This is a genomic window from Marinobacterium sp. xm-m-383, from assembly GCF_013283255.1.
In the GTDB taxonomy this organism is placed as follows: Bacteria; Pseudomonadota; Gammaproteobacteria; order Pseudomonadales; family Balneatricaceae; genus Marinobacterium_E.
In genome coordinates this window covers 350,667-373,799 of record NZ_WBYT01000002.1, presented here as the reverse complement: position 1 = coordinate 373,799, position 23,133 = coordinate 350,667, and the positions used below count along the sequence as shown (strand labels likewise).

Sequence of the window (23,133 nt, the reverse complement as noted above, 5' to 3'; positions counted from 1 at the left end):
CTCAGTTCGTTAAAAACCTTCGTTAAACTTTTTCGACCTGACGGAACTCAAGTTCAACCGGTGTTGAGCGACCGAAGATCAATACAGCCACTTTCAGACGTGACTTCTCGTAATCAACCTCTTCAACAACACCATTGAAGTCAGCGAATGGGCCATCATTAACACGCACCATCTCACCCGCTTCAAACATCGTCTTAGGACGTGGCTTATCAACACCACTCTCTACACGACGTAGAATCTCATCAGCTTCACGCTGAGTAATTGGTGCAGGCTTATCTGCCGTACCACCTATGAAACCTAGAACACGTGGCGTACTCTTAACCATGTGCCAAGTTTCGTCGTTCATCACCATGTTAACGAGCACATAACCTGGGTAGAACTTGCGCTCAGACTTACGCTTCTTACCATCACGGATCTCTACAACCTCTTCTGTTGGCACAAGGATATCGCCAAACAGATCTTCCATACCGTGACGCTCGATCGCTTCTAGCAGACCAGCCTGAACACGCTTCTCATAACCAGAGTAAGCGTGAACAACGTACCAGCGCATCTTTTCTGAACTCATAGAAACCTCTTAACCAATAAAGCCAGACACTACCCAGCCGAGTAGCGAGTCCAGACCCCAAAGCAAAAGACCAACAATCAATACAGCCACAACAACGATCAAGGTCGTCTGCAACGTCTCTTGACGAGTTGGCCATACCACTTTGCGAATCTCATTCTTCGCCTCTTTGAATAGACGGAAGAACGCTTTACCTTTTGCCGTTTGAAGTGCAACAAAGCCAGCTACAATTGCGAGCGCAACTAACGCAAGCACACGATAGAGCAGTGACTCGTTAGCGTAGACAGAGTTACCGACCACACCAACAGCAACGATCGCAATAACAACAAGCCACTTCAGGCTGTCAAATTTAGACACGTCGTCAGAAACTTTTGAGTTCACCAGAACCTCTACTAATCAAACACTTAAGCTAGATTTGCTGCATATAAACCACCTGCAAAAGGTGGCAGGGTAGGAGGGACTCGAACCCCCAACCTGCGGTTTTGGAGACCGCTGCTCTGCCAATTGAGCCACTACCCTATACAACAAGGGACGCGCATTATACCCGCCTAAAATCTCAGTTTCAACTGATAAAACCAAGAAATTCAGCAGCCTATGCGGTATTGAAAACCCACTTCGAAACGCTCTGACACCTACCCCAAGACGTAAAAAAAGGCAGACAATTAATCTACCTTACATGTGTCATGGAGCTCATGGGCGGATTTGAACCGCCGACCTCACCCTTACCAAGGGTGTGCTCTACCCCTGAGCTACATGAGCGAATATCGTCGATTGGAGCGGGTAGCGGGAATCGAACCCGCCTCTTCAGCTTGGAAGGCTGAGGTAATAGCCACTATACCATACCCGCCGAAGGAGCTATCGAAATGGTGGTGGGAGATGGATTCGAACCATCGAAGCTTTCGCGTCGGATTTACAATCCGATCCCTTTGGCCACTCGGGAATCCCACCAGTACTTATTGCTGAAATGGTGCCGGCACCAAGAGTCGAACTCGGGACCTACTGATTACAAGTCAGTTGCTCTACCAACTGAGCTATACCGGCTCAGCAATGAAGTGGGGCGTATCTTACTGATCAGGTTTCAGCGTTGCAACCCCTTCGCAGGGTTTTTTTTCAAATTGAGCGCCAGGCCACTGTGTCGCGACCATTTCGATCAATTCTTGATCAAATTCAAACCCTTGTAGGTAGCTTACAGTCACACGAAAAGCATCACTTTGAATGGTGTTAACCTTTTTACGCAATTTGCTCTGTAAATCATCTGGGAACTGCTTTCGCAACTCATCGACGGCAGCATCATCAGGATAGACGCCCATCACTAGTGCACCATCGCGACTCTCGGGAACCCAACCCAGTGACGCCAGCTGATCGAGCAAGGCAACACGACGATCGGCATCTGCTGGCAGGGGCAATTCAACTTTCCAACCTTGCGCAACAGGAGGAATCTTTTCGTAAGCGAGATCTACTCCATAGCCTTCAAGCTGAATAAGCAACCTCTCTGCCTCATAGTCACTCTCTAAAGGCTGAAAATAACCACACTCCCTTGGACGCAATACTAACTGCTCGCTTGCATCAAGTTCATTGGGAAGTCGAAGCGCGGCAGGCCTGATGTCTGGCTGCCTGACGGTGTCTGCAAATCGGTATTCTTGCGCGTACCACAAAAACAGCAGCGCATTCCCTAAAAGCACTAACAACACCAACCAACGTAACATTAAAGTGTCACCCTCTCCGCCAAACTCAATCCATCTAACACCAGGTTTGGCAGACACTCAACCCTAGGTTCTGACTTAATATATTCAAAAAGCTTAAGAGCATCACCACCGGTTAACAGAACACTCGCCTGCTCATTGAAATCTGCTCTTAGAGCCAAAATAGAGTGAGCCAGACCGGCAAATACTAACTCCGCACCTGATGAAACACAGCTAGCAGTATCGACTCCACCAAAGGGTTGAGCACTAGCCTCTTGCTCAAAACGGATGTTTGCCGTTTGCCCCAGCAGCGCACTCTGCAGCATTTGGTAACCTGGGGTGATAAATCCACCTGTATGCTGCCCATTTGCCGTCAATAGATCGATGGTCACCGCACTGCCGGCATCAACCAGTATCGCGGGCACTCCCTTCCCTCTCTGAAAAGCAGCCAACAAAACCAACCAACGGTCGACACCTAATCGAGAGACCTCCTCATATCCACAGCGCACACCCGCGCACTCTTTCGAAACACGAGCAAACTCTGGAGTACAGCCATAGCGCTGTTCCAGTTCCGAGGAGAGCCTTTCATTAACCTCTGACGCCGCAACTGAGCTAATCCAAAGAGCATCCACCGATGCATCAGGCCATTGAGGATCAACCAGTCTGGTCACACCCTCGCGTTCAACCCGATCTGATACCAGGCGCCACTTAACTCGACTGTTGCCTATATCCAGTTCAAGACGCACTGTTAACTCCTCGTAAACTAATCTCACCAGCAGAGTAACGGTTTAGCTTACCCTCAACCTCCACTAGCACCTCACCCTGCGCATCCACACCTCGGCAAATACCCTCCACTTCAGCGTGACCCATTAAGAGCCTAACAGGATAATCTTGGAATGCATGGACCGCCTGCCACTGCTGAGCGTATGCCGAGAAACCTTTTGTTTCAAACTCATTTAACAGTTGAGTTAATGATCGGACAATCTCAATCAAAAGCTGAGAACGAGTTAGCGTACCTGACATGTAGTTGCCCAAATCCGACCACTCTTGGTCAATGCTCGAATTGACACTGTCCGGCATCTTCACATTGATCCCAACACCAATCACAGCAGAACACTCACCCGTCAGATCGCCGGCCAGCTCGATCAATACCCCACCCAGCTTACGCTTCTCTAATAGGAGATCATTCGGCCACTTCAACTGCACCCCTGTCACAGCAAGCGAACTCAATGCCTGCTGAACAGCCAACCCAACCGCCAAACTTAGACCTTGGAGTGCTGCCGCGCCCCCTTTAAATTGGCAGCCCAGTGAAAGATACAAATTGGCCGCAAAAGGGCTCACCCACTGACGTCCGCGTCTACCTCGACCCTGCCCCTGATACTCAGCTGCCACTAACACTTTGCGACAGCCATCAGACATATGGGTTTGCGCAACACGATTGGTCGAGTCGACCGAATCTAAAACGTCGATGCGGTCATAGTTAAGAGAGGACAACTCATTTGCGATAAACTGTTCATCAAGCAGATCTAGACCGCCATTGATGCGATAACCCCGCCCTCTCGATGATTGAATAGCGATTCCCAGAGCACTGAGTTTATCTAACTCTTTTCGAAGTGCGGATGAGGATATGTCCAGAATCGCAGCCAGACTGTTACCACTGCGATACTGGCCATCTGCCAGCAGCGATAACAGTCGTTGCACGGTTACGCCTCGCTGCGGTCGTAGACGATGAATGCGTAGGGGTAGCGGTTCGGCTGGTCGCCGGCAGGAAAAGATTGACGACCCAACTCTTGCCACTGGCCGTAGTCAATTTCAGGGAAGTGAGCATCTCCCTCAGGCTCAGCCTCAACCTGTGTCAGGTAGAGACGATCAACAAGAGGTAGCGATTGTGCATAGATCTGAGCACCACCAATAATGACAGCCTCCTCTACCCCATCGATCATAGCCTGTGCCTCACCGACCTCGATAGCCTCTTCTAGGCTTGCCACGATTTTGACACCTTCAGCACTCCAATTCGAATCTCGTGTAATGACGATATTCAAACGACCTGGCAGAGGCTTGCCAATCGACTCAAAGGTTTTGCGACCCATAATAATGGGCTTACCCATGGTCACCTCTTTGAAATAACGCAGATCTTCAGGTAGGTACCAAGGCAGTTTATTGTCATTACCAATAACGCGATTTAAACCCTGAGCGACGATTAAAGCTAATCTCATAACCTCTCCTACTTATACAGAAAATGGGTATTGAATGGCGTCATGGTACTGATAGCCAACCACTTCAAAGTCATCCGTTGTCACCCAGGTTTCGATATCCTCAAGCGATTTAATATCGGGATTGATCTTTAACTGCGGGCTAGGGAAAGGTTCGCGCTTAAGCTGCACGTCACGCATCAACTCCAACTGATCTTCATAGATGTGCGCATTGACGATCTTATGATACGCCTTACCTGGTTTATGACCGGTTATCTGGGCCATCAACGCCAACAACACATAGACCTGAACCTGATTAAAATTGAGGCCCAGCGGCACATCACAACTGCGCTGATAGGATGTTAAAAAGAGCTGATCACCCAATAGCGAAAAGGTGTGGGTATGCATACAAGGACGCAGACAACCAAGATGAAACTCACCCGGGTTGTAGAAGGTCAGGATTTCGCCGCGATCATCGATCCCTTTAGAGAGGTTATCAACAATCTTCTTAAGCTGATCGGTGACGCTGCCATCGGACGCCATCCACTGACGACCCTGCACTCCGTAAACACGCCCCATGTCATCCTCACCTTTACGAGCAGGATTATTCAACCAAGCACCATTCTCGTTTGCGTTAGCATTCCACGTATTACAGCCAATATCACGAAACTGAGCCGCACTATCGTATCCACGTAGGTAACCCAAAAGCTCAGCAATGGCCGCTTTGTAAAAACTCTTGCGCGTTGTGACGAGCGGGAACTGATTGCCAGCGACATCATATTCAAGATTGGCATCAATCACTGTTAAACAACGCTTACCGGTGCGCTCATTACCCACCCAGACGCCTTCATCAATGATGCGTTGGCACAACTCTAAATACTGTTTCATCCAATAACCTTAGATTAATTTTTCGAAGCAACTGGGCGCATAAGCAGATAAAGCCCAATCAAAATCATGGGTAGAGAGAGTAACTGACCCATTGTTAAAACATCAAATCCAATAAAGCCAAGATGCGCATCCGGCTCCCTGAAGAACTCTACAGCACTACGAGCAAGGCCGTAACCTAACAAAAAGAGCCCTGAAACCGACCCCAACTTGCGCGGTTTCATTGAGTAGATCCAGACAATTGAGAACAGAACAATACCTTCGAGCAGCGCTTCATAAAGCTGCGAAGGGTGTCTAGCTAACAGGTCGCTGGCACGTGGAAAGATCACACCCCAGGCCTGATCAGTGGCACGCCCCCACAACTCACCACCGATGAAGTTACCCATCCTGCCAGCAGCCAAACCTAAAGGCACGAGCGGGGCGACAAAATCACCGATCTCAAACAGTGATTTACCCTGACTTTTTGAGAACCAGAGAATGACTGCAACCACCCCTAACAGACCACCATGGAAGGACATCCCGCCCTCCCAAACATGGAATAACCAGAGCGGATTTTCTAAGAAGTAGTCAAAGTGGTAGAAAAGGACATAACCGACTCGGCCACCAAGAATGACACCTAGAGCACCATAAAAAATCAGATCAGAAAGCTGCTTTTCGCTCCATAGACCGGTTCGCTTTGCTTGAACAGTACCCAACCAATAGGCCGAACCGAATGCGAGCAGGTACATGATGCCGTACCAATGAATCTGTATAGCACCAAAGCCGACCGCAACTGGGTCAATATCATGAGTCCAGATCACGCCAGCCCCATCAAGTTAATCAGCAAGAAACGAACACCAATGACCATTAAGAAGATGGCAAAGATCTTTTTCAGGTGTTTTTGTGGCAGAGAGTGCGCCAATTTCGCACCGACTCGAGCAAACTGTGAACTGGCAATCGCAATGCCCACAAAGGCTGGCAGATAGATGTAGCCAACACTATAAGCTGGCATACCTGCGGCATCTTGGCCGGCCCAGATATAAGCCAGTGCACTGAACAGCGCGATGGGCAAACCAACTGCGGCTGAAGTACCGACCGCTTCACGCATGTCACTGCCTCGAGCGGTCAAGTAGGGCACCGTCAAGGTACCACCGCCGATACCGAAAATAGAGGAGGCTCCACCAATGACTGACCCCGCAACACCCAACTCTAAGTTTTCAGGCGTGCTATTACCTTGACGCGGCTTCAAATCGAAAGCCATCTGCACTGCGACCATACAGGCAAAAATTCCAAAGATGATTTGAAGATTATCACCACTTAACTGATCAGCGATCCAAACACCGACCATAGCACCAACGGCAACACCGACAGCGAGCGGCTTAAACTGATCAAAGCGAACCGCACCGCGTTTATTATGCGCCAGTACCGAACTGATCGAGGTAACCACAATGGTTGCAAGTGAAGTCGCTACTGCAGCGTGTGTCACAACGGCCTCTGGCATCGCCTGTGCCGTAAAGCTAAAGATAAGAACTGGAACGATCAACAGACCGCCACCAATACCAAAGAGTCCAGCCACAACGCCAGCCACCGAACCTAGAACTAGGTAGGTAATTAATGTCTCTATCATCTAATCGTTTCCTGGAAGAACGGGGCGCGTCAACTGTGTCAGACCCGCGTTTTGAAGCGTTTCACGAAGCAAAAGGTGAATATCTGAAGATTCATCCATCTTCATCACCTGCCCTAAAAGCAACGCTGCATCTTTATATTCAACACTGCGAATCGCCAACTTAACTTTAGGTAAGTTGGTCGAGTTCATTGAAAGCACGTCATAACCCATCGCCATCAACAGCAACGCACCGCCGGGATCGGCCGCCATCTCACCACAGATAGAGACCTGTTTCTGGTATTTGTGCGCCTCATTAGCAATCAACTGCAGTGCCTGCAACACCGATGGGTGATAGGTGGTGTAGAGATCAGCAACACGCGGATTATTGCGATCAACTGCGAGCAGATACTGAGTCAAATCATTAGAACCGACTGAGACAAAATCGATCAAAGGCGCAAAACGGCCAATTTGATAGACCGCAGCGGGCACTTCAATCATGACGCCAATCTCAGGCTTCTGAAGATCCAACCCCTCCTCCAACAACTCGTTGAACGCCTGATTAATCTGCTCCAGCGCCGCTTCCACCTCTTGAACACTGCTGATCATTGGCAGCATGATCCTTAAGTTATTGAGCCCCTCAGATGCCCGCAACATAGCACGCACCTGAACAAGGAAGATCTCGGGATGATCTAAGGTGACACGAATGCCTCGCCAACCAAGGAATGGGTTCTCTTCCTCAATTGGGAAATAGGGCAACGCCTTATCACCACCAATATCTAGGGTGCGCATGGTTACAGGTTTGGGGGCAAAGGCTTCCAGTTGACGACGGTAACTGTCCGCTTGCTCTAGTTCAGAAGGAAAAGTATCCCTAATCATAAACGGAATTTCTGTACGATAGAGTCCGATACCTTCAGCACCGCGTTTAACCGCACGCTCCACATCTGCCGTCAGACCGGTATTAACCCATAACGTCTGATTGAAACCATCTTGTGTCTCAGCGGGAAGGTCGCGAAGTTGATCCAGGTTAGCCTCAATCGCTCGCTCCTCTTTGAGAATAGAGCTGTAGGCTTCTAACAGATCATCTGTCGGGTCAACGTAGATCCTGCCTGAGTAGCCATCGACAATAACCTGACGACCATCAAGCTTGGTATAGGGCAGCTCAACCACACCCATCAGCGTTGGAATACCCATTGAACGAGCCAATATGGCGGCATGTGAGGAGCCAGAGCCGGTCACAGACACCATACCGACCAACTTATCTTCAGGCACCAAACCGAGCATAGCCGGCGAAAGGTCATCGGCAATCAAAACCGTGTTATCTGGGAAATCAGGAACCCGTTCAGCCCCCTCTTGTTGCATTGCCGAGAGCAGACGACGACCTAAGTCACGAATGTCAGTTGCCCGCTCGCGCAAGTAGGGGTCCTCCATATCGGAGAACTGCCTAACATGAGCTTGAATAACTTCCCGAAGCGCACCCTGAGCCCAGTTTCCTGCCTCAATCTTAGTTCGCACTTCACTTGGAATGGCATTGTCATCCAGCATACGGAGGTAGACTTCGAAGAGCGCCTGCTCCTCTGTTCTAAGGCGCGTCGCTAGAGAGTCAGAGACCTTCTGAATATCTTCCCGCACTTGAACCAGGGCGTGTTCGAAATCTTGCAGCTCTGCCTGGATATCATTGGCCGGCTTGTCAGGCACACTGCGTAGATCTGCAGAGAGCGTTGCCACATAGACATTACCGATAGCGACACCGGGTGCGCCAGCGATACCGACAAAACGCTTCGCCGTGACAGGCTCATCATCCTGTTTAGCGGCAGCAAAAACATCAAGAATGGAGCCGGTGGCCTCGGCATGGGCAATCACGCCAGCGAGCTGAGCCGACAGAGTAACCATGAAAGCCTCTTCAGACTCATCAAAGCGTCGAACTTCCCGCTGCTGAACAACCAACACACCGTGCACTTTACGCTGATGGATAATCGGCACACCAAGGAAGGCGTGGAAGCGTTCCTCACCGGTCGATTGTAGATAGACAAACGAAGGGTGAGTGAAGGCATCTTCAAGGTTGATCGGTTCTGCACGAGAACCGACTAAACCCACGATACCCTCAGTCGACGATAGAGAGACCTTACCCACCGCGTCCTGATTCAAACCCTCGGTGGCACGAAGCACATAACGATTCGTTTGCGTATCGGTTAGGTAGATGGAGCACACTTCAGTCGACATTGTCTCACGAATGCGACGCACAGTAAGGGAGAGTACCGACTCAAGATCGGACTCACTGCCTACTTCCTGCACAATCTGACGCAATCGAGCGAGCATGCTCATGTGCGACTCCTTTTAGACATTGTGTGTCTAGCGTTTAACGATACGTGTCAAACGAGGAGATAACTCCCGCATCGCTTTACGATAAACCTCTTTTTTAAATGAGACGACTTGCCCTACTGGGTACCAATAACTCACCCATCGCCAACCATCAAATTCTGGGGTGTCCGAACAGTCGATTTTCACTGCCTCGTCACGACTCAACATGCGCAACATAAACCACTTCTGTTTTTGACCTATACAGAGTGGAAACTGATTACGACGAATCATGCGTTTTGGCAGACGATACCTTAACCAACCACGGGTAACGCCGAGGATCTCCACATCCTTTTTCGTTAGGCCGATCTCTTCATGGAGTTCACGATACATGGCTTGTTCAGCGGTCTCATCCGCATTGATTCCACCTTGTGGAAACTGCCACGCATCTTGACCACAACGACGCGCCCACAGAACTTGACCCAGCGAGTTAACCAGAATGATACCTACATTCGGTCTAAACCCATCTGAATCGATCACTTTGTTTTCCTTAAAAAACTTTAACTTATGGTCCTATTGTTCCACAGTACCAACTTTTAAGAAATAGACTATTCACAGTGTCTTGCCAGTCAGCTCAGACACCCGTATTCTCTGCAGCGAATCCTAAACACGAGAACCTTATGAAACCCTTGGCTATTTTTGATCTGGATAACACCCTACTCAACGGCGACAGTGATCACGCATGGGGGGAGTTTTTGTGTCAAAAAGGCATTGTTGATGAGACCGCCTACCGAGCCGCAAATGATCGTTTTTTTGAACAGTACAAAGCGGGTACGATGGATATCAACGAATTTCTCGAGTTTGCGTTAAAACCACTGACAGAGCACAGCAAAGCTCAACTAGATCAGTGGCACAACGAATTCATGTCCGAGGTTATTGAGCCGATCATCCTGCCTAAGGCTGAAGAGCTCTTAGCAACACACCGCGCCGCGGGAGATAGGCTGATGATCATCACCGCGACCAACAGCTTTGTCACAGGACCCATTGCTAAACGCTTAGAGGTAGATGAGTTTCTTGCCACTGAGCCAGAACAGCTCAATGGTGCATACACAGGAAAAATAGCGGGCACACCCTGCTTCCAATCTGGCAAAGTTACCCGACTCAACGAGTGGCTCAAAGAGCACAACGCCAACCTCTCTGGCAGCCACTTCTACAGCGATTCAATCAACGATCTACCTCTGCTTGAGCAGGTAGAACGCGCCGTAGCCGTTAACCCAGACGAACGACTAACAGCTGAAGCTCAGCAGCGCGGCTGGCCGATCCTTGATCTTCGCCGCTAATCCTACGCAACTGTTTTAAGCGGATTTTTTGGTATTCGCCAGCGTGTCATTAAGTGCACGCATCACATTTTTACGGGTTACTATTCCAAGCAACTTACCCTCTTCACAGACTGGGTAAACCTTAGGCTTACCACCTTCCATGCGCTCAGCCAGCTGCAACAGCGTCTCTTTAGGAGAGACCGTCAGTGGTTGGCGATACATGATATCGCTGACACAGGTGCGATCATCAAGATAGTAGCTACTTGAGATGAGGTAGCGCAGGCAGTCATGCTCTGACAAGAATCCTGAAATTTTGCCCTCAGTGTTAACAACGGGCAGACCCGGGTAGTTAGAATCAACAAGGTGGGCAACCGCCACCTCCAAAGAGGCAGACTCTTGCAGAGGCACGACCGAAGCATCCATTAGATCTGAAACCAGTTTCTGAGAAAACATTACTCTCTCCTATTGATTAGAGTCACACTTTCATTGTGGTTCAAAATCCAATTTTTTCCACACTCAGACTTAAGAGATAATCAATCAAATGATCTGGCACAAAAAAACGGAGCTAGGGCACCGTTTTTCTCTTCCATAAATTCTGATCACTCATTCGCCAATAAGCGCATGAAATAAGCTTTCAGATACTCAGTTTCAGGAATCGCTGGGTGAATAGGGTGATCCGCTCCCTGATAGCCCTGTGCGAAAATTTGCCCCTGACGATCCAGCTCACGACTGTTGGTCCGTAGCATATCGACTAGACGGTCTGTCTGCAGGTGCATTGAGCATGATGCCGATACCAACACACCACCACGCTTCAGCAGACGCATCGCAAAGTTGTTGATACGTGCATAAGCACGCTCACCATTACGAATGTCTTTTTTGCGCATAATAAAGGCAGGTGGATCGACGATCACCACATCAAAGCGCTCTTTATCAGCTACCAGTGTTTTACAGATATCGAAGGCATCGCCTTGCAGAGCTCTAAATTTCGGCAGAGCATTTTGTAGACGCGCATTCTCTTCAGCCACTTCCAGTGCGCCTGCAGACGCATCAACACAGGCCACTTCAGACGCGCCGGCAGCCAGTGCTTGAGCACCCCAGCCACCCACATAACTGAACAGATCAAGGACCTTTTTACCCTTCACCATCGTCTGCATACGTGCTCGGTTTTCACGGTGATCGTAGAACCAACCTGTTTTTTGCCCCGTCAACAGGGGTGCAACTAGGTTAACGCCATTTTCAGACAGTGGTGACAGATCGCCGACTTCACCTTGAACCACCTCAACGTAGGCCTCAAGACCTTCGGTTTCACGGAACTTACCGTCATTACGCAACACAATGGCGGCCGGCATAAAGACCTTGTTCAAGGCATCAATCACATGATGCTGAACCTTCTCCATCCCTGCCGTCGAAATCTGTATCACAAAGATATCGTAGTATCGATCGATCACTAGGCCAGGTAGACCGTCCGAATCGCCATACACTAAGCGGTAGCAGGGCTGATCAAAACTCATCTCGCGCAAAGACAGTGCGATGTTGAGACGGTGCACAATCAGCGAGCGATCGAGCTCTTGCTCTGGATCACGACTAAACAGACGACCACAGATCAAGGTATTGGGGTTGATAATCGCACTGCCTCTTGGGCGACCTTGGGAATCTACAACCTGGACCTGCTCTCCCACCTCAAAATTTTTCAGGGGTGAGGCTTTATTGTCCACCTCATTACTGTAGATCCAGACGTGTCCGCCACGAAGACGGCGATCTGCACCCTGCTGTAGAACTAAAGATTTTGCTTTCATCTAGCGATTACCAAAAATAAAAATACCCCGGTTGGCATTGAAACTTTCAAGCCAACCGGGGTTTTAGTCAGATCAGATTACTCTTCTTCGCAAGCAGCTGAGTATTCGTCAGCGCTTAGAAGGTCATCCAATTCACTCTCATCAGTCAGTTTAAGTTTGAAGAACCAGCCATCACCATAAGGGTCGCTGTTAACCATCTCTGGTGCATCTTCAAGATCATCGTTAACCGCAACGACAACACCGCTAACCGGTGCATAGATATCAGATGCTGCTTTTACAGACTCAACCACACCTGCGTCATCACCAGCAGACACCTCTGCATCGATGTCAGGCAACTCAACAAATACCACATCGCCCAGTGCTTCTTGCGCGTGGTCTGTAACACCAATCGTTACAGTGCCATCACCCTCAACACGGATCCACTCGTGGCTGCTTACATACTTCAATTCGCCAGGAACGTTACTCATCTTTTATCACCTGATCTGATTATTCAAAAACTTTTTTGCCGTTGCGGACGAAAGGCGGACGGACGACTCGAACGTCGATCTCTTTTCCACGCATTTCAACTTTCGCAGCAGCACCAGTACCGGCAGGCACTCGAGCCAGAGCGACCGAGAAGCCTAAGGTTGGGGAGAATGTACCACTGGTAATTTCACCCTCACCAACACCGTCAACAATAACACGCTGATGCCCTCTTAAGACACCTCTTGTTTCAAGCACCAAGCCCACTAACTTATCGTAGCCGCCATTCGCTTTTTGCTGATCAAGAACCTCACGACCGACAAACTGTCGATCAGATGGTTCAAACGCCACCGACCATGCAATGCCGGACTCTAACGGAGTCACAGAATCGGTCATATCGCTGCCGTATAGATTCATACCCGCCTCCAGGCGAAGCGTATCACGCGCACCTAAGCCACAAGGTGCGACACCCGCTTCAGCCAGTGCAGACCAAAACTGAGCAACTTCATCATCAGGCACCATGATCTCAAGGCCATCTTCGCCGGTATAACCGGTGCGGGCAATAAACCACCCTTCCGACTCAAACCCTTGGAAGACCGATAGTTCGTTAATGGCCTGCTCACGCGATCCACCAAGAAGCGCAGCGACTTTTGCACGCGCCTTAGGACCCTGCACAGCGACCATGGCCAACTCAGGTTGCTCATTTAACGTCACATCAAAACCGATCGCTCGATCCGCCATCCAGGCCAAATCTTTCTCACGCGTCGCACAGTTAACCACCAAGCGGTACCACTCGTTAGAAGAGCTCTTATCAGTCATCAAGTAGATAATAAGATCATCGATAATGCCGCCCTGCTCATTGAGCATGGCTGTATAGAGCGCCTTACCTTTAACTTCTAAACGCGCGACATCATTAGCCACAAGATATTGAAGATACTTACGTGATTCCTGACCTGATACGTCAACAATGGTCATGTGCGACACATCGAACATACCTGCATCTTGGCGCACGATATTGTGCTCTTCTAGCTGAGAACCATAGTGCAATGGCATATCCCAACCGCCGAAATCGACAAGCTTACCGCCCATTGATGCGTGCAACTCATAGAGTGGAGTTTTGTGTCCCATTTACAGTCCTGTTATTCAATCAATAAACTCCGCTTCTCTGCGGAGTTTCAAAAAGGGACAAGAAGTTTACCCTAAAATGGGTTTAGTTCAATCTTTGATCAACGCTTGCCGACGCTGCTCGTCGCATCCGAGTCGGTAGATCGCCGGAAAGGCCCATCGCTTCTGACATAATGTGCTGCTTAATTGGCTCAACGTGATTGAAAAGACGCATACCAACACTGCGCGCCCATTCGATCGGAGCTGGTTGTGGAGCAAATAGACGCCTAAACCCTTCCATCACCGCGCTCATGCGCAGGTTACTCATCTGCCTTGAACGCTCATAACGCTTTAACACCTTCGCATCACCGATCGGCTCACGACGCATCTGTGCCTGAGCAATCACGTCGTTGAGCGCAGCGCTGTCCAAAAAACCTAAATTGACACCCTGCCCTGCAAGCGGGTGGATCGTGTGTGCAGCATCGCCGATCAGTACTCCTCCCTCAACAGCATAGTGCTTGGCGTGACGCTGTCTTAACGGAACCTTTTGAATACCAGTTGCCGACGCCACTCGGCCCAACACATCACGCGAACCAAAGCTGACGGCTGCACAAAAGGCATCCTGATCCATCTCTAATAGTTCTGCTGCATGTTTAGGCGAGGTCGACCAGACCAACGAGACATGATGAGCGCTTGCGGTCTTAAGAGGGAGCAGTGCAAGAGGGCCATCCTCTGTAAACCGCTGCCAACAGGTGTGTTGATGAGGCCGAGTCATCTCAAGCGTTGCCACAACGGCATGCTGACCATAGTCCCACTCATGAGTAGCCAGACCCAACTGCTTACGTGTATTTGAGTGGGCACCGTCAGCACCTACCACAAGCTGCGCAGATAAAAGATCACCATCTTCGAGCTTTATGAGTCGACTAGACTCTTGGAATCGCCCCAGTGTTTTAATACGTGAGGCGAAATTGAGCTTAAGATTTGCACGGTCAAGTGCCGCTTTTAATAGACCTAAAACAACCAGGCGATTCTCTACGATAAAGCCCAACTGCTTCTCGTGAATATCAAAACAGTCAAAATCGACCTCGCCACGCGTTTCACCGTCCCAGACATGCATTTTCTCATAGGGTTCTGCTCGCCAGCTAAGAATATGCGACCAAGCTCCCAAGGATTTCAGTAACTCGACTGAGGCCAGTGTGAGTGCACTCACACGAGAATCAAAAGCCCCCTGCATGAGTTGAGCAGCCTGATCATCAATGGTCGACAGATCCATACCAAACTGATCCAACACCTCAACCTTCAAACCAAGATCCGCCAGTTGAATCGCCGCTGCCAAGCCGGTCATACCTGCACCAGCAATGGCAACGTCCATTGAGCGAATAGCATTTTTATCAGTCATTGGACTTTAACCTCGCTGCCGGAGTATCCAAACCCATTGCAGCCCTCGCCAATAGAGTGCGTGCTGACGGAATCAGATCTAAGGTCTGAAGAGCCAAGCTTCGTCCCAAACGCAAAGCAGGGTTAGTAGAGCTGAAGATTTTCAATGCAGAGTCGCCAAACCCGATCGTACGACTTTGATCTTTTCGACGCCCGTCAATGAACTCTTCCAGCATGGCTAATGCACCCATATCTTGGTTAGCTTGCTTGGCCAGAATAATCCGTTCCGCCAACTCACAAACACCGCGCAAGGCTAGGTTAAACCCCTGCCCTGCGATGGGGTGCAGAGCATGGGCGGCATTACCAAGAACCACCAAACCACGGCGAACCTGCTCATCAGCCAAGGTTAAATGCAGTGGGTAGGAGAATCGCTCACCCACTCCAATCAAGCGACCGGCACGATAGCCAAAGGCTTGTTGTAGATCGGTCAAAAACTGCTGGTCGATTTGCTCCATGCGGGTAATGACCTGATCGTCAGACAGCGTCCAAACCAACCCCATTCGATGGCGCCCTTCGTGATCCTCGATCGGAAGCAGTGCAATGGGGCCATTTTCGGTAAAACGTTCATAGGCGATGCCATCATGAGGGCGATCAATCTCTAGGTTGGCAATGAGTGCATGCTGATGATAAGGGGTCTGGCGATACTCAATACCCATACGCTGTCTAAGCTCAGAACGTCCACCATCCGCCATGACCACCAGTGGTGCTGTTAAGGTTATCGACTCACCATCTTGTTCAATCACTACATGACGCTGACCCTCCACCCACTCAACCGATTCAACGGTTGCCGGCGAATAGAGTTCGACCTGATCGCGCGCGGCCAGTACCGAGCTCATTAACACCTGACCTAACCAGTGGTTCTCGACAACATAGCCCAGTGCGTCGACGCGCTCCTGCTCAGCACTCATGGTCGTTTGACCCCAGCGTCCTCTGTCAGAAACATGGATCCGATCGATGGGAGTCAGGTGTTCATGGAGAAGCTCCCACACACCCATAGACTCAAAGGCGGTTCGGGATCCATAAGCCAATGCGGTAGAGCGTGCATCAAAGCTGGGCTGAAACTGAGGATTGGGCTTAGCCTGCATAGGGCTCTGCTCAACAAGAGCGATCTTAAGACCTAAGGATTTGGCAGAAGGTGTTAACGCAGCGACTAAACTGGCGCCCACCATGCCACCACCACAAATGATTAGATCAAACTGCGATTCATGCACGGCGCATCAATGCCTCTATCTCATCTATCTCTTTGGGTACTGCAGAGGTTAAAACTCGCGCACCCTCATCTGTTACCATAACATCATCTTCGATGCGAACACCGATGCCGCGCCAGCGTTCTTCGACGCTGTGATCATCGGGGGCGATGTAGAGACCCGGTTCAATGGTCGTGACAATGCCAGGAGAAAGCTCGCGCCACTCACCCTCTACACGGTAAGAGCCAACATCATGAACATCCATACCTAACCAGTGACCAATGCGGTGCATATAGAATCGACGATAAGCGCCCGATTCAATTAACTGATCCACCTCACCCGACAGCAAACCGAGCTCAACCAACCCTTTAGTCAATATTTCGACAGACAACTGATGCAGAGAGTCCCAATTACAACCCGGTTTGACCGCGTCAATGCAGGCTTTGTTGGCGTCTAAGACCAACTGATAGATGGCACGCTGCTCTTCGCTGAACTGGCCGTTAGCAGGGAAAGTCCGGGTAATGTCACTGGCATAGTTATCCAATTCACAACCTGCATCTATCAGAATGAGATCACCCTCATTAATGGGCTGATCGTTGTCGATGTAGTGAAGAATACAGGCATTTTTCCCTGCCGCCACAATAGGCGTGTAAGCTTGAAAACGAGCACCCTCAGCCATGCAGTGACTCTGAATAATCGCTTCCAGTTGGTACTCATTCATGCCAACCCGGCACTGCTGCATCGCTTTAACATGAGCCTCTGCAGAGATATCGGCCGCTCGCTGCATGATGGCGATCTCAGCATCGGATTTAAACAGACGCATCTCATGCAAAATAGAATCTGAATCACTCAAAGCCTTGGGAACTTCAGCGCCCGCTCGAACACGTTTAGCCAGATCCTGAATCCAACCTTTTACCCGGGAGTCCAATGCAGCATCGCGTGCTAACGGGTAGAACAGCTGATCAACGCCATCGATTAGGCTGGGAAGCTGTTGATCAATCTCTGAAAGATTGTATGCAGCATCCGCGCCAAAGGTCTCAATGCAACCCTCTGGACCTGCTCGGTAACCAGTCCAGATCTCCATTTCAGGATCACGTGGCTGACAGAACAGTACCACCGGCTGATCTGAACTTGGCTTAAGCAGCAACAAACCATCCGGTTCATTAAATCCCGTAAGGTAGTAGAAATCACTCGACTGCCTAAACGGAAACTCAGCGTCGGCGTTGCGGCTGACCAAAGAGGCCGCAGCGATAATCATGACCGAATTGTCAGGTAACTCAGAGAGCAGTTTAGCTCGACGCTCTTTGTAGATTGAGAGATCAATTTTCATCAGTGCATTACCGGTTTATCAGACTCAGTAGACTCCGCTTTATTACATTCACTAAATAGCAGCATGGCAGCCATACGAACGTACTCTTCCACCTCCATCAGGAGATTCTCGTCCTCTTCGGCCTGGCCGTCCGCCTCAATTTGCGCAATTTGCACCAGATCTTTAAGACCATCTTGCGCATCATTAGAGAGATGTTGCCCTTGATCGCCAATCGCCATGCCAAAACCTGCTAGGAACCCAGTCACCCAAAGGCCTAACTGCTCTGCACGCTCAGCCAGAGGTTGCTCATCATCCGGTAGTAAAATGGCCAACTCAAAAGCGGATGATTCCAGCTGTTCTAAAATCTGGGTGTAGAGTGCCATCAACTTTTCGCTGCTGCTCTCAAGAGCGATACGAGTGATATCCATTTGAGTGACACAAAACGCCTCAAGACTCGCTTTATCAAAACGTTTAGCGGCGGTGAGCTGCCCAACGATCGCGCCATGTAACTCAGAGGGTGAAAAGGCGATAGCCCCCTCTTCAATCATTAAATTGGCTAGTTGATCAAAATCTGGCGCGCTCATCGACTCTCACTTATTACGGTAGAAATAAAGGTTCAGATGCTATTCAGAGGGCGTTTAAGACGACCGCTTTCAAGAGCATTTATTGGGGATGATCCTAGCACTTTGCGGCCTTTGGAGCTATGCAGAACATTGACCCAATGCAACTGCCTGCTAATATGGTCGGAATTCAAAACGTTCGAGGCAGTCAATGTCAGAAGTAAACCCATCAACGCTCGCCACCAAAGTTGATCAATTGATCGAGTTGGTACAAAAGTTGGATGAGCAGAATCGTCACTTACAGACACAGAACCTGAAGTTGAAAGAGGAGCGTGCTCAGCTACTCAAAATACATGAGGGCACCCGTAGTCGTGTTGAATCGATGCTAAATCGCCTTCGTGTTTTGGAGAAAAGCTCATGAGTAACACACTGACCGTTGCCCTTCTTGATAAAGAGTACACACTTAGCTGCCCAGCCGGCGCTGAGGCAGGCCTTATTGCTGCAGCAGAAAACTTGAACGAGAAAATGCGTGAGATCTCTAGCAGTGGCAAACTACTGGGCATGGAACGTATCGCAGTGATGGCGGCCCTCAACCTGAGTTATGACAATTTGAACTCATCAAAAGCCGAAGCGAGCTCAAACGATGAATCCAAGCAGTTGATCGATAAGATCGACGCGACGCTTGCAAAATTTTCATAGTTTTTCCGGTCTTAAACCCTTTAATAGCGGCTTCATAGGGTTATAATTAACTCAACCCTGGGATGTTCGACAGTTGTTCAAGTCCCTCGAGCCGATAATCATTTTCCCGGATGCGGGGAATAGGTATTGTGAGCATGTCCGCGTGCGGAAAGCCTAATATATCTATACTCGTATCCACTCTGAACCTTCGGGTTCAGGGCCAAGAACACCACCGGCATCCTGGGGTCTTTTCTCTATGCTCAGTATCGAAGATAGAAAAACCATTCGTCTTGAGAAACGTCGAGCACGTCGTGCGCTCTCCAGTAAACAGCAGAAGCGTGCTGCACTCTCATTAGTTCACCAACTAAGAAAAGCCCCCTACTTTCATCGCGCTAAACGCATTGCCGTTTACCTAGCTAACGATGGTGAAATCGATCTTCAACCGCTCATCAAGTTGTGTTGGAAACTTAAGAAATCGGTCTACCTGCCGGTACTGCATCCGGTTCGACACAATCGACTCTGGTTTACTCAATATCAACCCAACACCTCAATGAACCAAAATCGCTACAAGATTTGGGAGCCAAAATTAAAGCGCTCACACTCTCCTGCCTGGGCAGTGGATCTAGTACTGATGCCGCTGGTTGCATTTGATCAACAGGGTGGACGCATGGGCATGGGGGGCGGTTACTACGATCGAACCTTCGAATTCACACAGAAAAAAGGGTTCATGCACGGCCCTAAACTCATTGGCGTGGCACACGACCTGCAAAAGGTTGAGCAACTACCGATACAACCTTGGGATGTTCCTATGCACGGCATTGCGACTGAAAAGAGACGCTATATTGCTTAAAGAGTGAGTTTAGATCGATTGGATCAACCCGGTCACTGCAACTCCGGTTACTAAGGTAACCGTGAGTAGCAGCAATAGGTCTGGAGATTGTTTCATTTTCATATTTTGAACTGAAACTAGGAGGCTTATTAAGTAAGACCTCAGCATCAGAAAAAAGTTCAAAATAAGTTCAAAAAAATTTCAAAATTAATATCATTTCACAAAATCAGGCCCGGCAAGGATAGCGCCACCGGCAATGTCAGCATCGATAACAGGGTCTGTGCAGAGAGAATATTTGCAACTAAGGGTGCATCTCCATTCAGCTGTTTCGCCAGAATATAGGCCGCTGAAGCCGTCGGGACCGACGCAAACACCATAAAAATCAGCAGTGACACTGATGAGAGTTGAAGCATCGCACCAACTGCCAATGCCAATAGCGGCATAACGATTAATCGAGCAGCAACGCCCATCATCAGTGGCAAACCTGAAGATCGCATCGCCTTTAAATTGATTCCCGCACCCACCGCCAACAGACCCAGCGGTAAGGCAACCTGAGCCAACAGCTCCAACACCAGTGTGACGAGAGAAGGTATTCCCAACTTAGAGAGGTTCAACGCCAAGCCCAGCAGACAGGCGAGAATCAGGGGATTACTCAGTATCTGCTTCAACACAGTGAAAACAGAGGGGCGTTTATCGCTGTAGAGGGCAAAGACCAACACGCAGAGTAGATTGAGTAGAGGAATCATGACAGAGGCGATGATCGCCGCAATCACTAACCCCTTACCGGGAATCAGGCTCGCCGCAATAGCCAGTGTGATGTAGGTGTTAAAACGCAGTCCGCCTTGGTAAACCGAAGTAAATGAAGCCGCACTGAATTTGAAAAGCCTCTGCAACGCGAGTAAGAACAGCGAGCCTAGCGCTAGAAGTAGTAGCACCGCTTCAATCAACACCAGAGATTCACTGCCATTAAAGTCAGCCGCGGCCAGCCGTGTCACTAACAGGGCTGGGAAGCAGAGGTAGTAGATGATCTTCTCTGCGCCGTTCCAAAAGTTGTGATCCACGAACTGGACTCGATTGATCAACACACCTAACAACAGAAGTGCGAAGACAGGCCAAAGGGCCGCAAAAATATCCATCAGTTATGCACTCTTGCCAAACAAAGTGCTAGTCTTTGAGACAAATCTAGTAACGATCATGCTTTAGAGCATCCTATCTGTGGAGCGACGACAATGAAATCTTTAGTGCTCAGCTTTATTGCTGATGATAAACCAGGATTGGTAAACCTTATCTCTGCAGCCATCTCAGAGCACCAAGGCAACTGGTCTGAATCCAGTCTATCGCAACTGGCGGGTAAATTCGCGGGCGTTGTAGTGGTTGATGTACCTACCGCAAACTTAGATGGTTTAACTCGCGCATTAGACGACCTAAAAGAGCAAGGCATTCGCGTCTCTTGTGAAGTCAGCAACAGTCAAGAGAGTGATACCGAGTATGAAACCGTGACGCTTGATCTGGTTGGACATGACAAACAGGGTATCGTTCGTGATATCTCCAATACCTTGTCCCTACTGGGCGTTAACGTCGCCAGTTTAGAAACCGAATTGACACCCGGCTCAATGTCATCTGAGCTTTTGTTTAAAGCCAAAGGTGAACTGCAAGTACCGAAAAGCGTTGATTTAGACAGCGTACAAGCAGCACTTGAAGAGATCGCATCCGATCTGATGGTCGACATCACCTTCGCATAACGATCCCCTAAAACAAAAAAACTGCCCGTAGGCAGTTTTTTTTGCTTAGGATAGCCGAATATTACTCAGTGCGTTGCGCCAACTCGTTTCGACCCGCCGCAACCGCCAATCGAACTTGGTTAGGTGCCGTACCGCCAATATGGTCACGAGCGGCCACCGAGCCCTCGAGGGTTAGCACTTCGAAGACATCTTCATGAATCTGATCTGAGAACTGACGTAGCTCTTCAAGAGTCATATCGGATAGATCTTTGCCTGTTTTAATACCATAAGCCACCGACAGCCCAACGATTTCATGGGCATCACGAAAGGCAACACCTGCACGCACTAGGTAGTCAGCCAAGTCCGTTGCGGTAGAGAAACCACGGCGAGCCGCTTCGCGCATCTCTTCAGGACGAGCCTCAATCGCAGGCACCATATCACCAAACGCGCGCAGACAGCCTTGAACCGTATCGACAGCATCAAACAAAGGCTCTTTATCCTCTTGGTTGTCTTTGTTGTACGCCAGCGGTTGTGACTTCATCAACGTCAGCAACGACATCAGATGTCCGTAAACACGGCCCGATTTACCACGTACCAGCTCAGGCACGTCTGGGTTCTTCTTCTGTGGCATGATTGAAGAGCCGGTGCAGAAGCGATCTGGAAGATTGATAAAGTTGAACTGTGCAGAGGTCCAAAGCACCAACTCTTCTGACATACGAGTCATGTGCATCAGCAACACGCTTGAAGCAGCACAGAATTCAATCGCGAAATCACGATCTGACACAGCATCTAATGAGTTGCGAGCTGGCATCGTAAAATCTAGAAGCTCTGCAGTGTAGTGACGATCGATTGGGTAGGTCGTACCGGCCAAAGCCGCGGCACCGAGTGGCATCACATTGACACGCTTACGACAATCCGCAAAACGCTCGTAATCACGACAAAGCATCTCGTACCAGGCCAACAGGTGGTGACCAAAGGTAACAGGCTGTGCCGTTTGCAGGTGAGTGAAGCCAGGCATGATTGTATCAGCATTGCGCTCAGCCAGATCCAAAAGACCCGCTTGCAGACGAGTGATTTCAGACAGTATCTGGTCAATCTCATCACGCATGTAGAGGCGGATATCGGTCGCTACTTGGTCGTTACGCGAACGTCCCGTATGCAGCTTTTTACCGGTAATGCCAATCTTCTTAGTCAGTGCCGCTTCAATGTTCATGTGCACATCTTCCAGTGCAACAGACCATTCAAACTCACCACGTTCAATCTCAATGCGAATCTCACCCAGACCTTTGATGATTGCATCGCGCTCATCTTCAGTCAGTACGCCCACTTTGGTCAGCATGCGTGCATGCGCAATAGAGCCCTGAATGTCTTGGCGATAGAGACGCTGATCAAAATCAACAGAGGCTGTGAATCGAGCCACAAACGCATCGGTTGCCTCACTAAAACGACCACCCCACTGCTGGTTCGTTTGATCACTCATCTCATTTACCTCTCTTGAAACTGTCTCGGTGGATGACACCGCATAAAATA

26 protein-coding genes, 5 tRNA genes and 1 other RNA gene are annotated in these 23,133 nt (G+C 49.5%); 6 read left to right on the top strand and 26 right to left on the bottom strand.

Annotation, left to right across the window (positions count from 1 at the left end):
• Nucleotides 1-22: 22 nt before the first annotated feature.
• The 16 genes from nusG to rppH all read right to left on the bottom strand — a co-directional run bounded on the left by nusG (nucleotide 23) and on the right by rppH (nucleotide 9,741).
• A complete protein-coding gene (gene nusG, locus XMM383_RS05485; protein WP_173481790.1) occupies nucleotides 23-565 on the bottom strand; it encodes a transcription termination/antitermination protein NusG in 543 nt (180 codons plus the stop codon).
• 9 nt (nucleotides 566-574) lie between these two features.
• The gene (gene secE / locus XMM383_RS05480; RefSeq protein WP_173481789.1) at nucleotides 575-943 is read right to left on the bottom strand and encodes a preprotein translocase subunit SecE; all 369 of its coding nucleotides are present in this window, start codon (nucleotides 941-943) and stop codon (nucleotides 575-577) included.
• A 62-nt stretch (nucleotides 944-1,005) separates the two neighbouring features.
• Nucleotides 1,006-1,081, bottom strand: a tRNA-Trp gene (locus XMM383_RS05475).
• A 165-nt stretch (nucleotides 1,082-1,246) separates the two neighbouring features.
• Nucleotides 1,247-1,321, bottom strand: a tRNA-Thr gene (locus XMM383_RS05470).
• A gap of 13 nt (nucleotides 1,322-1,334) precedes the next feature.
• Nucleotides 1,335-1,409 (bottom strand) — tRNA-Gly (locus XMM383_RS05465).
• Nucleotides 1,410-1,426: 17 nt separating this feature from the next.
• A tRNA-Tyr gene (locus tag XMM383_RS05460) sits at nucleotides 1,427-1,510 on the bottom strand.
• Between the two features lie 17 nt (nucleotides 1,511-1,527).
• Nucleotides 1,528-1,603: transfer RNA gene (locus XMM383_RS05455), tRNA-Thr, on the bottom strand.
• Between the two features lie 23 nt (nucleotides 1,604-1,626).
• Nucleotides 1,627-2,268 (bottom strand): hypothetical protein, encoded by a 642-nt coding sequence (locus XMM383_RS05450; RefSeq protein WP_173481788.1) that lies wholly within the window; start codon nucleotides 2,266-2,268, stop codon nucleotides 1,627-1,629.
• Nucleotides 2,268-2,990, bottom strand: a complete 723-nt coding sequence (locus tag XMM383_RS05445; protein ID WP_173481787.1) for a type III pantothenate kinase — start codon at nucleotides 2,988-2,990, stop codon at nucleotides 2,268-2,270. Before XMM383_RS05445 ends, XMM383_RS05450 begins: the two co-directional genes overlap by 1 nt.
• Nucleotides 2,980-3,945 carry a bifunctional biotin--[acetyl-CoA-carboxylase] ligase/biotin operon repressor BirA gene (gene birA / locus XMM383_RS05440; protein WP_173481786.1) on the bottom strand — a complete coding sequence of 322 codons (966 nt, stop codon included), beginning with the start codon at nucleotides 3,943-3,945 and terminating at the stop codon, nucleotides 2,980-2,982. The genes XMM383_RS05445 and birA overlap by 11 nt, the downstream gene beginning before the upstream one ends.
• A gap of 2 nt (nucleotides 3,946-3,947) precedes the next feature.
• A complete protein-coding gene (locus tag XMM383_RS05435) occupies nucleotides 3,948-4,460 on the bottom strand; it encodes a dihydrofolate reductase (protein ID WP_173481785.1) in 513 nt (170 codons plus the stop codon).
• A gap of 12 nt (nucleotides 4,461-4,472) precedes the next feature.
• Nucleotides 4,473-5,324, bottom strand: coding sequence for a thymidylate synthase (locus XMM383_RS05430; RefSeq protein WP_173481784.1), 852 nt, complete (start codon nucleotides 5,322-5,324; stop codon nucleotides 4,473-4,475).
• A gap of 14 nt (nucleotides 5,325-5,338) precedes the next feature.
• Nucleotides 5,339-6,118, bottom strand: coding sequence for a prolipoprotein diacylglyceryl transferase (gene lgt / locus XMM383_RS05425; RefSeq protein WP_173488820.1), 780 nt, complete (start codon nucleotides 6,116-6,118; stop codon nucleotides 5,339-5,341).
• Nucleotides 6,118-6,927, bottom strand: coding sequence for a sulfite exporter TauE/SafE family protein (locus tag XMM383_RS05420; RefSeq protein ID WP_173494644.1), 810 nt, complete (start codon nucleotides 6,925-6,927; stop codon nucleotides 6,118-6,120). The genes lgt and XMM383_RS05420 overlap by 1 nt, the downstream gene beginning before the upstream one ends.
• Nucleotides 6,928-9,222 carry a phosphoenolpyruvate--protein phosphotransferase gene (gene ptsP / locus XMM383_RS05415; protein WP_173481816.1) on the bottom strand — a complete coding sequence of 765 codons (2,295 nt, stop codon included), beginning with the start codon at nucleotides 9,220-9,222 and terminating at the stop codon, nucleotides 6,928-6,930. It abuts the gene before it with no gap.
• Nucleotides 9,223-9,255: 33 nt separating this feature from the next.
• Nucleotides 9,256-9,741: an RNA pyrophosphohydrolase gene (gene rppH, locus XMM383_RS05410; RefSeq protein ID WP_173481782.1), complete on the bottom strand. Its 486-nt coding sequence runs from the start codon at nucleotides 9,739-9,741 to the stop codon at nucleotides 9,256-9,258.
• Nucleotides 9,742-9,881: 140 nt separating this feature from the next.
• Between rppH and XMM383_RS05405 the strand changes: the two genes are divergently transcribed.
• Entirely contained in the window at nucleotides 9,882-10,541 is a 660-nt protein-coding gene (locus XMM383_RS05405) for an HAD family phosphatase (RefSeq protein WP_173481815.1), read from the top strand.
• Nucleotides 10,542-10,556: 15 nt separating this feature from the next.
• Here the strand turns inward: XMM383_RS05405 and XMM383_RS05400 are convergent, their stop codons facing one another.
• The 8 genes from XMM383_RS05400 to XMM383_RS05365 form a co-directional block, all read right to left on the bottom strand.
• Nucleotides 10,557-10,973, bottom strand: coding sequence for a CBS domain-containing protein (locus tag XMM383_RS05400; protein ID WP_173481781.1), 417 nt, complete (start codon nucleotides 10,971-10,973; stop codon nucleotides 10,557-10,559).
• A gap of 146 nt (nucleotides 10,974-11,119) precedes the next feature.
• Nucleotides 11,120-12,316, bottom strand: coding sequence for a class I SAM-dependent rRNA methyltransferase (locus tag XMM383_RS05395; RefSeq protein WP_173481780.1), 1,197 nt, complete (start codon nucleotides 12,314-12,316; stop codon nucleotides 11,120-11,122).
• Nucleotides 12,317-12,393: 77 nt separating this feature from the next.
• Nucleotides 12,394-12,783: a glycine cleavage system protein GcvH gene (gene gcvH / locus XMM383_RS05390; RefSeq protein WP_173481779.1), complete on the bottom strand. Its 390-nt coding sequence runs from the start codon at nucleotides 12,781-12,783 to the stop codon at nucleotides 12,394-12,396.
• A 19-nt stretch (nucleotides 12,784-12,802) separates the two neighbouring features.
• Complete coding sequence (gene gcvT / locus XMM383_RS05385; RefSeq protein ID WP_173482540.1) at nucleotides 12,803-13,906, bottom strand: glycine cleavage system aminomethyltransferase GcvT; 1,104 nt, start codon at nucleotides 13,904-13,906, stop codon at nucleotides 12,803-12,805.
• An 82-nt stretch (nucleotides 13,907-13,988) separates the two neighbouring features.
• Nucleotides 13,989-15,281 (bottom strand): UbiH/UbiF/VisC/COQ6 family ubiquinone biosynthesis hydroxylase, encoded by a 1,293-nt coding sequence (locus XMM383_RS05380; protein ID WP_254443083.1) that lies wholly within the window; start codon nucleotides 15,279-15,281, stop codon nucleotides 13,989-13,991.
• Entirely contained in the window at nucleotides 15,274-16,530 is a 1,257-nt protein-coding gene (ubiH, locus tag XMM383_RS05375) for a 2-octaprenyl-6-methoxyphenyl hydroxylase (protein ID WP_371743470.1), read from the bottom strand. The genes XMM383_RS05380 and ubiH overlap by 8 nt, the downstream gene beginning before the upstream one ends.
• Nucleotides 16,523-17,836: a Xaa-Pro aminopeptidase gene (gene pepP, locus XMM383_RS05370; RefSeq protein ID WP_173494643.1), complete on the bottom strand. Its 1,314-nt coding sequence runs from the start codon at nucleotides 17,834-17,836 to the stop codon at nucleotides 16,523-16,525. Before pepP ends, ubiH begins: the two co-directional genes overlap by 8 nt.
• Nucleotides 17,836-18,399: a UPF0149 family protein gene (locus tag XMM383_RS05365; protein WP_173481775.1), complete on the bottom strand. Its 564-nt coding sequence runs from the start codon at nucleotides 18,397-18,399 to the stop codon at nucleotides 17,836-17,838. Before XMM383_RS05365 ends, pepP begins: the two co-directional genes overlap by 1 nt.
• Before the next feature lie 187 nt (nucleotides 18,400-18,586).
• Between XMM383_RS05365 and XMM383_RS05360 the strand changes: the two genes are divergently transcribed.
• The 4 genes from XMM383_RS05360 to XMM383_RS05345 all read left to right on the top strand — a co-directional run bounded on the left by XMM383_RS05360 (nucleotide 18,587) and on the right by XMM383_RS05345 (nucleotide 19,903).
• Nucleotides 18,587-18,796 (top strand): TIGR02449 family protein, encoded by a 210-nt coding sequence (locus XMM383_RS05360; protein WP_173482543.1) that lies wholly within the window; start codon nucleotides 18,587-18,589, stop codon nucleotides 18,794-18,796.
• Entirely contained in the window at nucleotides 18,793-19,074 is a 282-nt protein-coding gene (locus tag XMM383_RS05355) for a cell division protein ZapA (protein ID WP_173481773.1), read from the top strand. Before XMM383_RS05360 ends, XMM383_RS05355 begins: the two co-directional genes overlap by 4 nt.
• A 51-nt stretch (nucleotides 19,075-19,125) precedes the next feature.
• Nucleotides 19,126-19,304, top strand: a non-coding RNA gene (gene ssrS, locus XMM383_RS05350) — 6S RNA.
• Nucleotides 19,305-19,309: 5 nt separating this feature from the next.
• Complete coding sequence (locus tag XMM383_RS05345) at nucleotides 19,310-19,903, top strand: 5-formyltetrahydrofolate cyclo-ligase (protein ID WP_173481772.1); 594 nt, start codon at nucleotides 19,310-19,312, stop codon at nucleotides 19,901-19,903.
• Nucleotides 19,904-20,100: 197 nt separating this feature from the next.
• On the opposite strand, the gene XMM383_RS05340 is transcribed toward XMM383_RS05345, so the two are convergent.
• Nucleotides 20,101-21,018: an AEC family transporter gene (locus XMM383_RS05340; protein ID WP_254443082.1), complete on the bottom strand. Its 918-nt coding sequence runs from the start codon at nucleotides 21,016-21,018 to the stop codon at nucleotides 20,101-20,103.
• A gap of 93 nt (nucleotides 21,019-21,111) precedes the next feature.
• Between XMM383_RS05340 and XMM383_RS05335 the strand changes: the two genes are divergently transcribed.
• Nucleotides 21,112-21,624, top strand: coding sequence for a glycine cleavage system protein R (locus XMM383_RS05335; protein ID WP_173488803.1), 513 nt, complete (start codon nucleotides 21,112-21,114; stop codon nucleotides 21,622-21,624).
• A gap of 61 nt (nucleotides 21,625-21,685) precedes the next feature.
• Here the strand turns inward: XMM383_RS05335 and argH are convergent, their stop codons facing one another.
• On the bottom strand, nucleotides 21,686-23,083 hold the full coding sequence (gene argH / locus XMM383_RS05330) for an argininosuccinate lyase (RefSeq protein ID WP_173494642.1): 1,398 nt from the start codon (nucleotides 23,081-23,083) through the stop codon (nucleotides 21,686-21,688).
• Nucleotides 23,084-23,133: the final 50 nt, after the last annotated feature.

Excerpts from the sequence above, each read along its gene's own strand:
- XMM383_RS05450 (WP_173481788.1), bottom strand. The coding sequence starts at position 2,268 with ATGTTACGTTGGTTGGTGTTGTTAGTGCTTTTAGGGAATGCGCTGCTG.
- XMM383_RS05435 (WP_173481785.1), bottom strand. The coding sequence starts at position 4,460 with ATGAGATTAGCTTTAATCGTCGCTCAGGGTTTAAATCGCGTTATTGGT.
- XMM383_RS05395 (WP_173481780.1), bottom strand. The coding sequence starts at position 12,316 with ATGAAAGCAAAATCTTTAGTTCTACAGCAGGGTGCAGATCGCCGTCTT.
- pepP (WP_173494643.1), bottom strand. The coding sequence starts at position 17,836 with ATGAAAATTGATCTCTCAATCTACAAAGAGCGTCGAGCTAAACTGCTC.
- XMM383_RS05430 (WP_173481784.1), bottom strand. The coding sequence starts at position 5,324 with ATGAAACAGTATTTAGAGTTGTGCCAACGCATCATTGATGAAGGCGTC.
- XMM383_RS05340 (WP_254443082.1), bottom strand. The coding sequence starts at position 21,018 with ATGGATATTTTTGCGGCCCTTTGGCCTGTCTTCGCACTTCTGTTGTTA.
- ptsP (WP_173481816.1), bottom strand. The coding sequence starts at position 9,222 with ATGCTCGCTCGATTGCGTCAGATTGTGCAGGAAGTAGGCAGTGAGTCC.
- XMM383_RS05360 (WP_173482543.1), top strand. The coding sequence starts at position 18,587 with ATGTCAGAAGTAAACCCATCAACGCTCGCCACCAAAGTTGATCAATTG.
- XMM383_RS05405 (WP_173481815.1), top strand. The coding sequence starts at position 9,882 with ATGAAACCCTTGGCTATTTTTGATCTGGATAACACCCTACTCAACGGC.
- gcvT (WP_173482540.1), bottom strand. The coding sequence starts at position 13,906 with ATGGGACACAAAACTCCACTCTATGAGTTGCACGCATCAATGGGCGGT.
- XMM383_RS05365 (WP_173481775.1), bottom strand. The coding sequence starts at position 18,399 with ATGAGCGCGCCAGATTTTGATCAACTAGCCAATTTAATGATTGAAGAG.
- argH (WP_173494642.1), bottom strand. The coding sequence starts at position 23,083 with ATGAGTGATCAAACGAACCAGCAGTGGGGTGGTCGTTTTAGTGAGGCA.
- XMM383_RS05420 (WP_173494644.1), bottom strand. The coding sequence starts at position 6,927 with ATGATAGAGACATTAATTACCTACCTAGTTCTAGGTTCGGTGGCTGGC.
- XMM383_RS05355 (WP_173481773.1), top strand. The coding sequence starts at position 18,793 with ATGAGTAACACACTGACCGTTGCCCTTCTTGATAAAGAGTACACACTT.
- XMM383_RS05380 (WP_254443083.1), bottom strand. The coding sequence starts at position 15,281 with ATGACTGATAAAAATGCTATTCGCTCAATGGACGTTGCCATTGCTGGT.
- XMM383_RS05335 (WP_173488803.1), top strand. The coding sequence starts at position 21,112 with ATGAAATCTTTAGTGCTCAGCTTTATTGCTGATGATAAACCAGGATTG.
- XMM383_RS05400 (WP_173481781.1), bottom strand. The coding sequence starts at position 10,973 with ATGTTTTCTCAGAAACTGGTTTCAGATCTAATGGATGCTTCGGTCGTG.
- gcvH (WP_173481779.1), bottom strand. The coding sequence starts at position 12,783 with ATGAGTAACGTTCCTGGCGAATTGAAGTATGTAAGCAGCCACGAGTGG.
- nusG (WP_173481790.1), bottom strand. The coding sequence starts at position 565 with ATGAGTTCAGAAAAGATGCGCTGGTACGTTGTTCACGCTTACTCTGGT.
- XMM383_RS05345 (WP_173481772.1), top strand. The coding sequence starts at position 19,310 with ATGCTCAGTATCGAAGATAGAAAAACCATTCGTCTTGAGAAACGTCGA.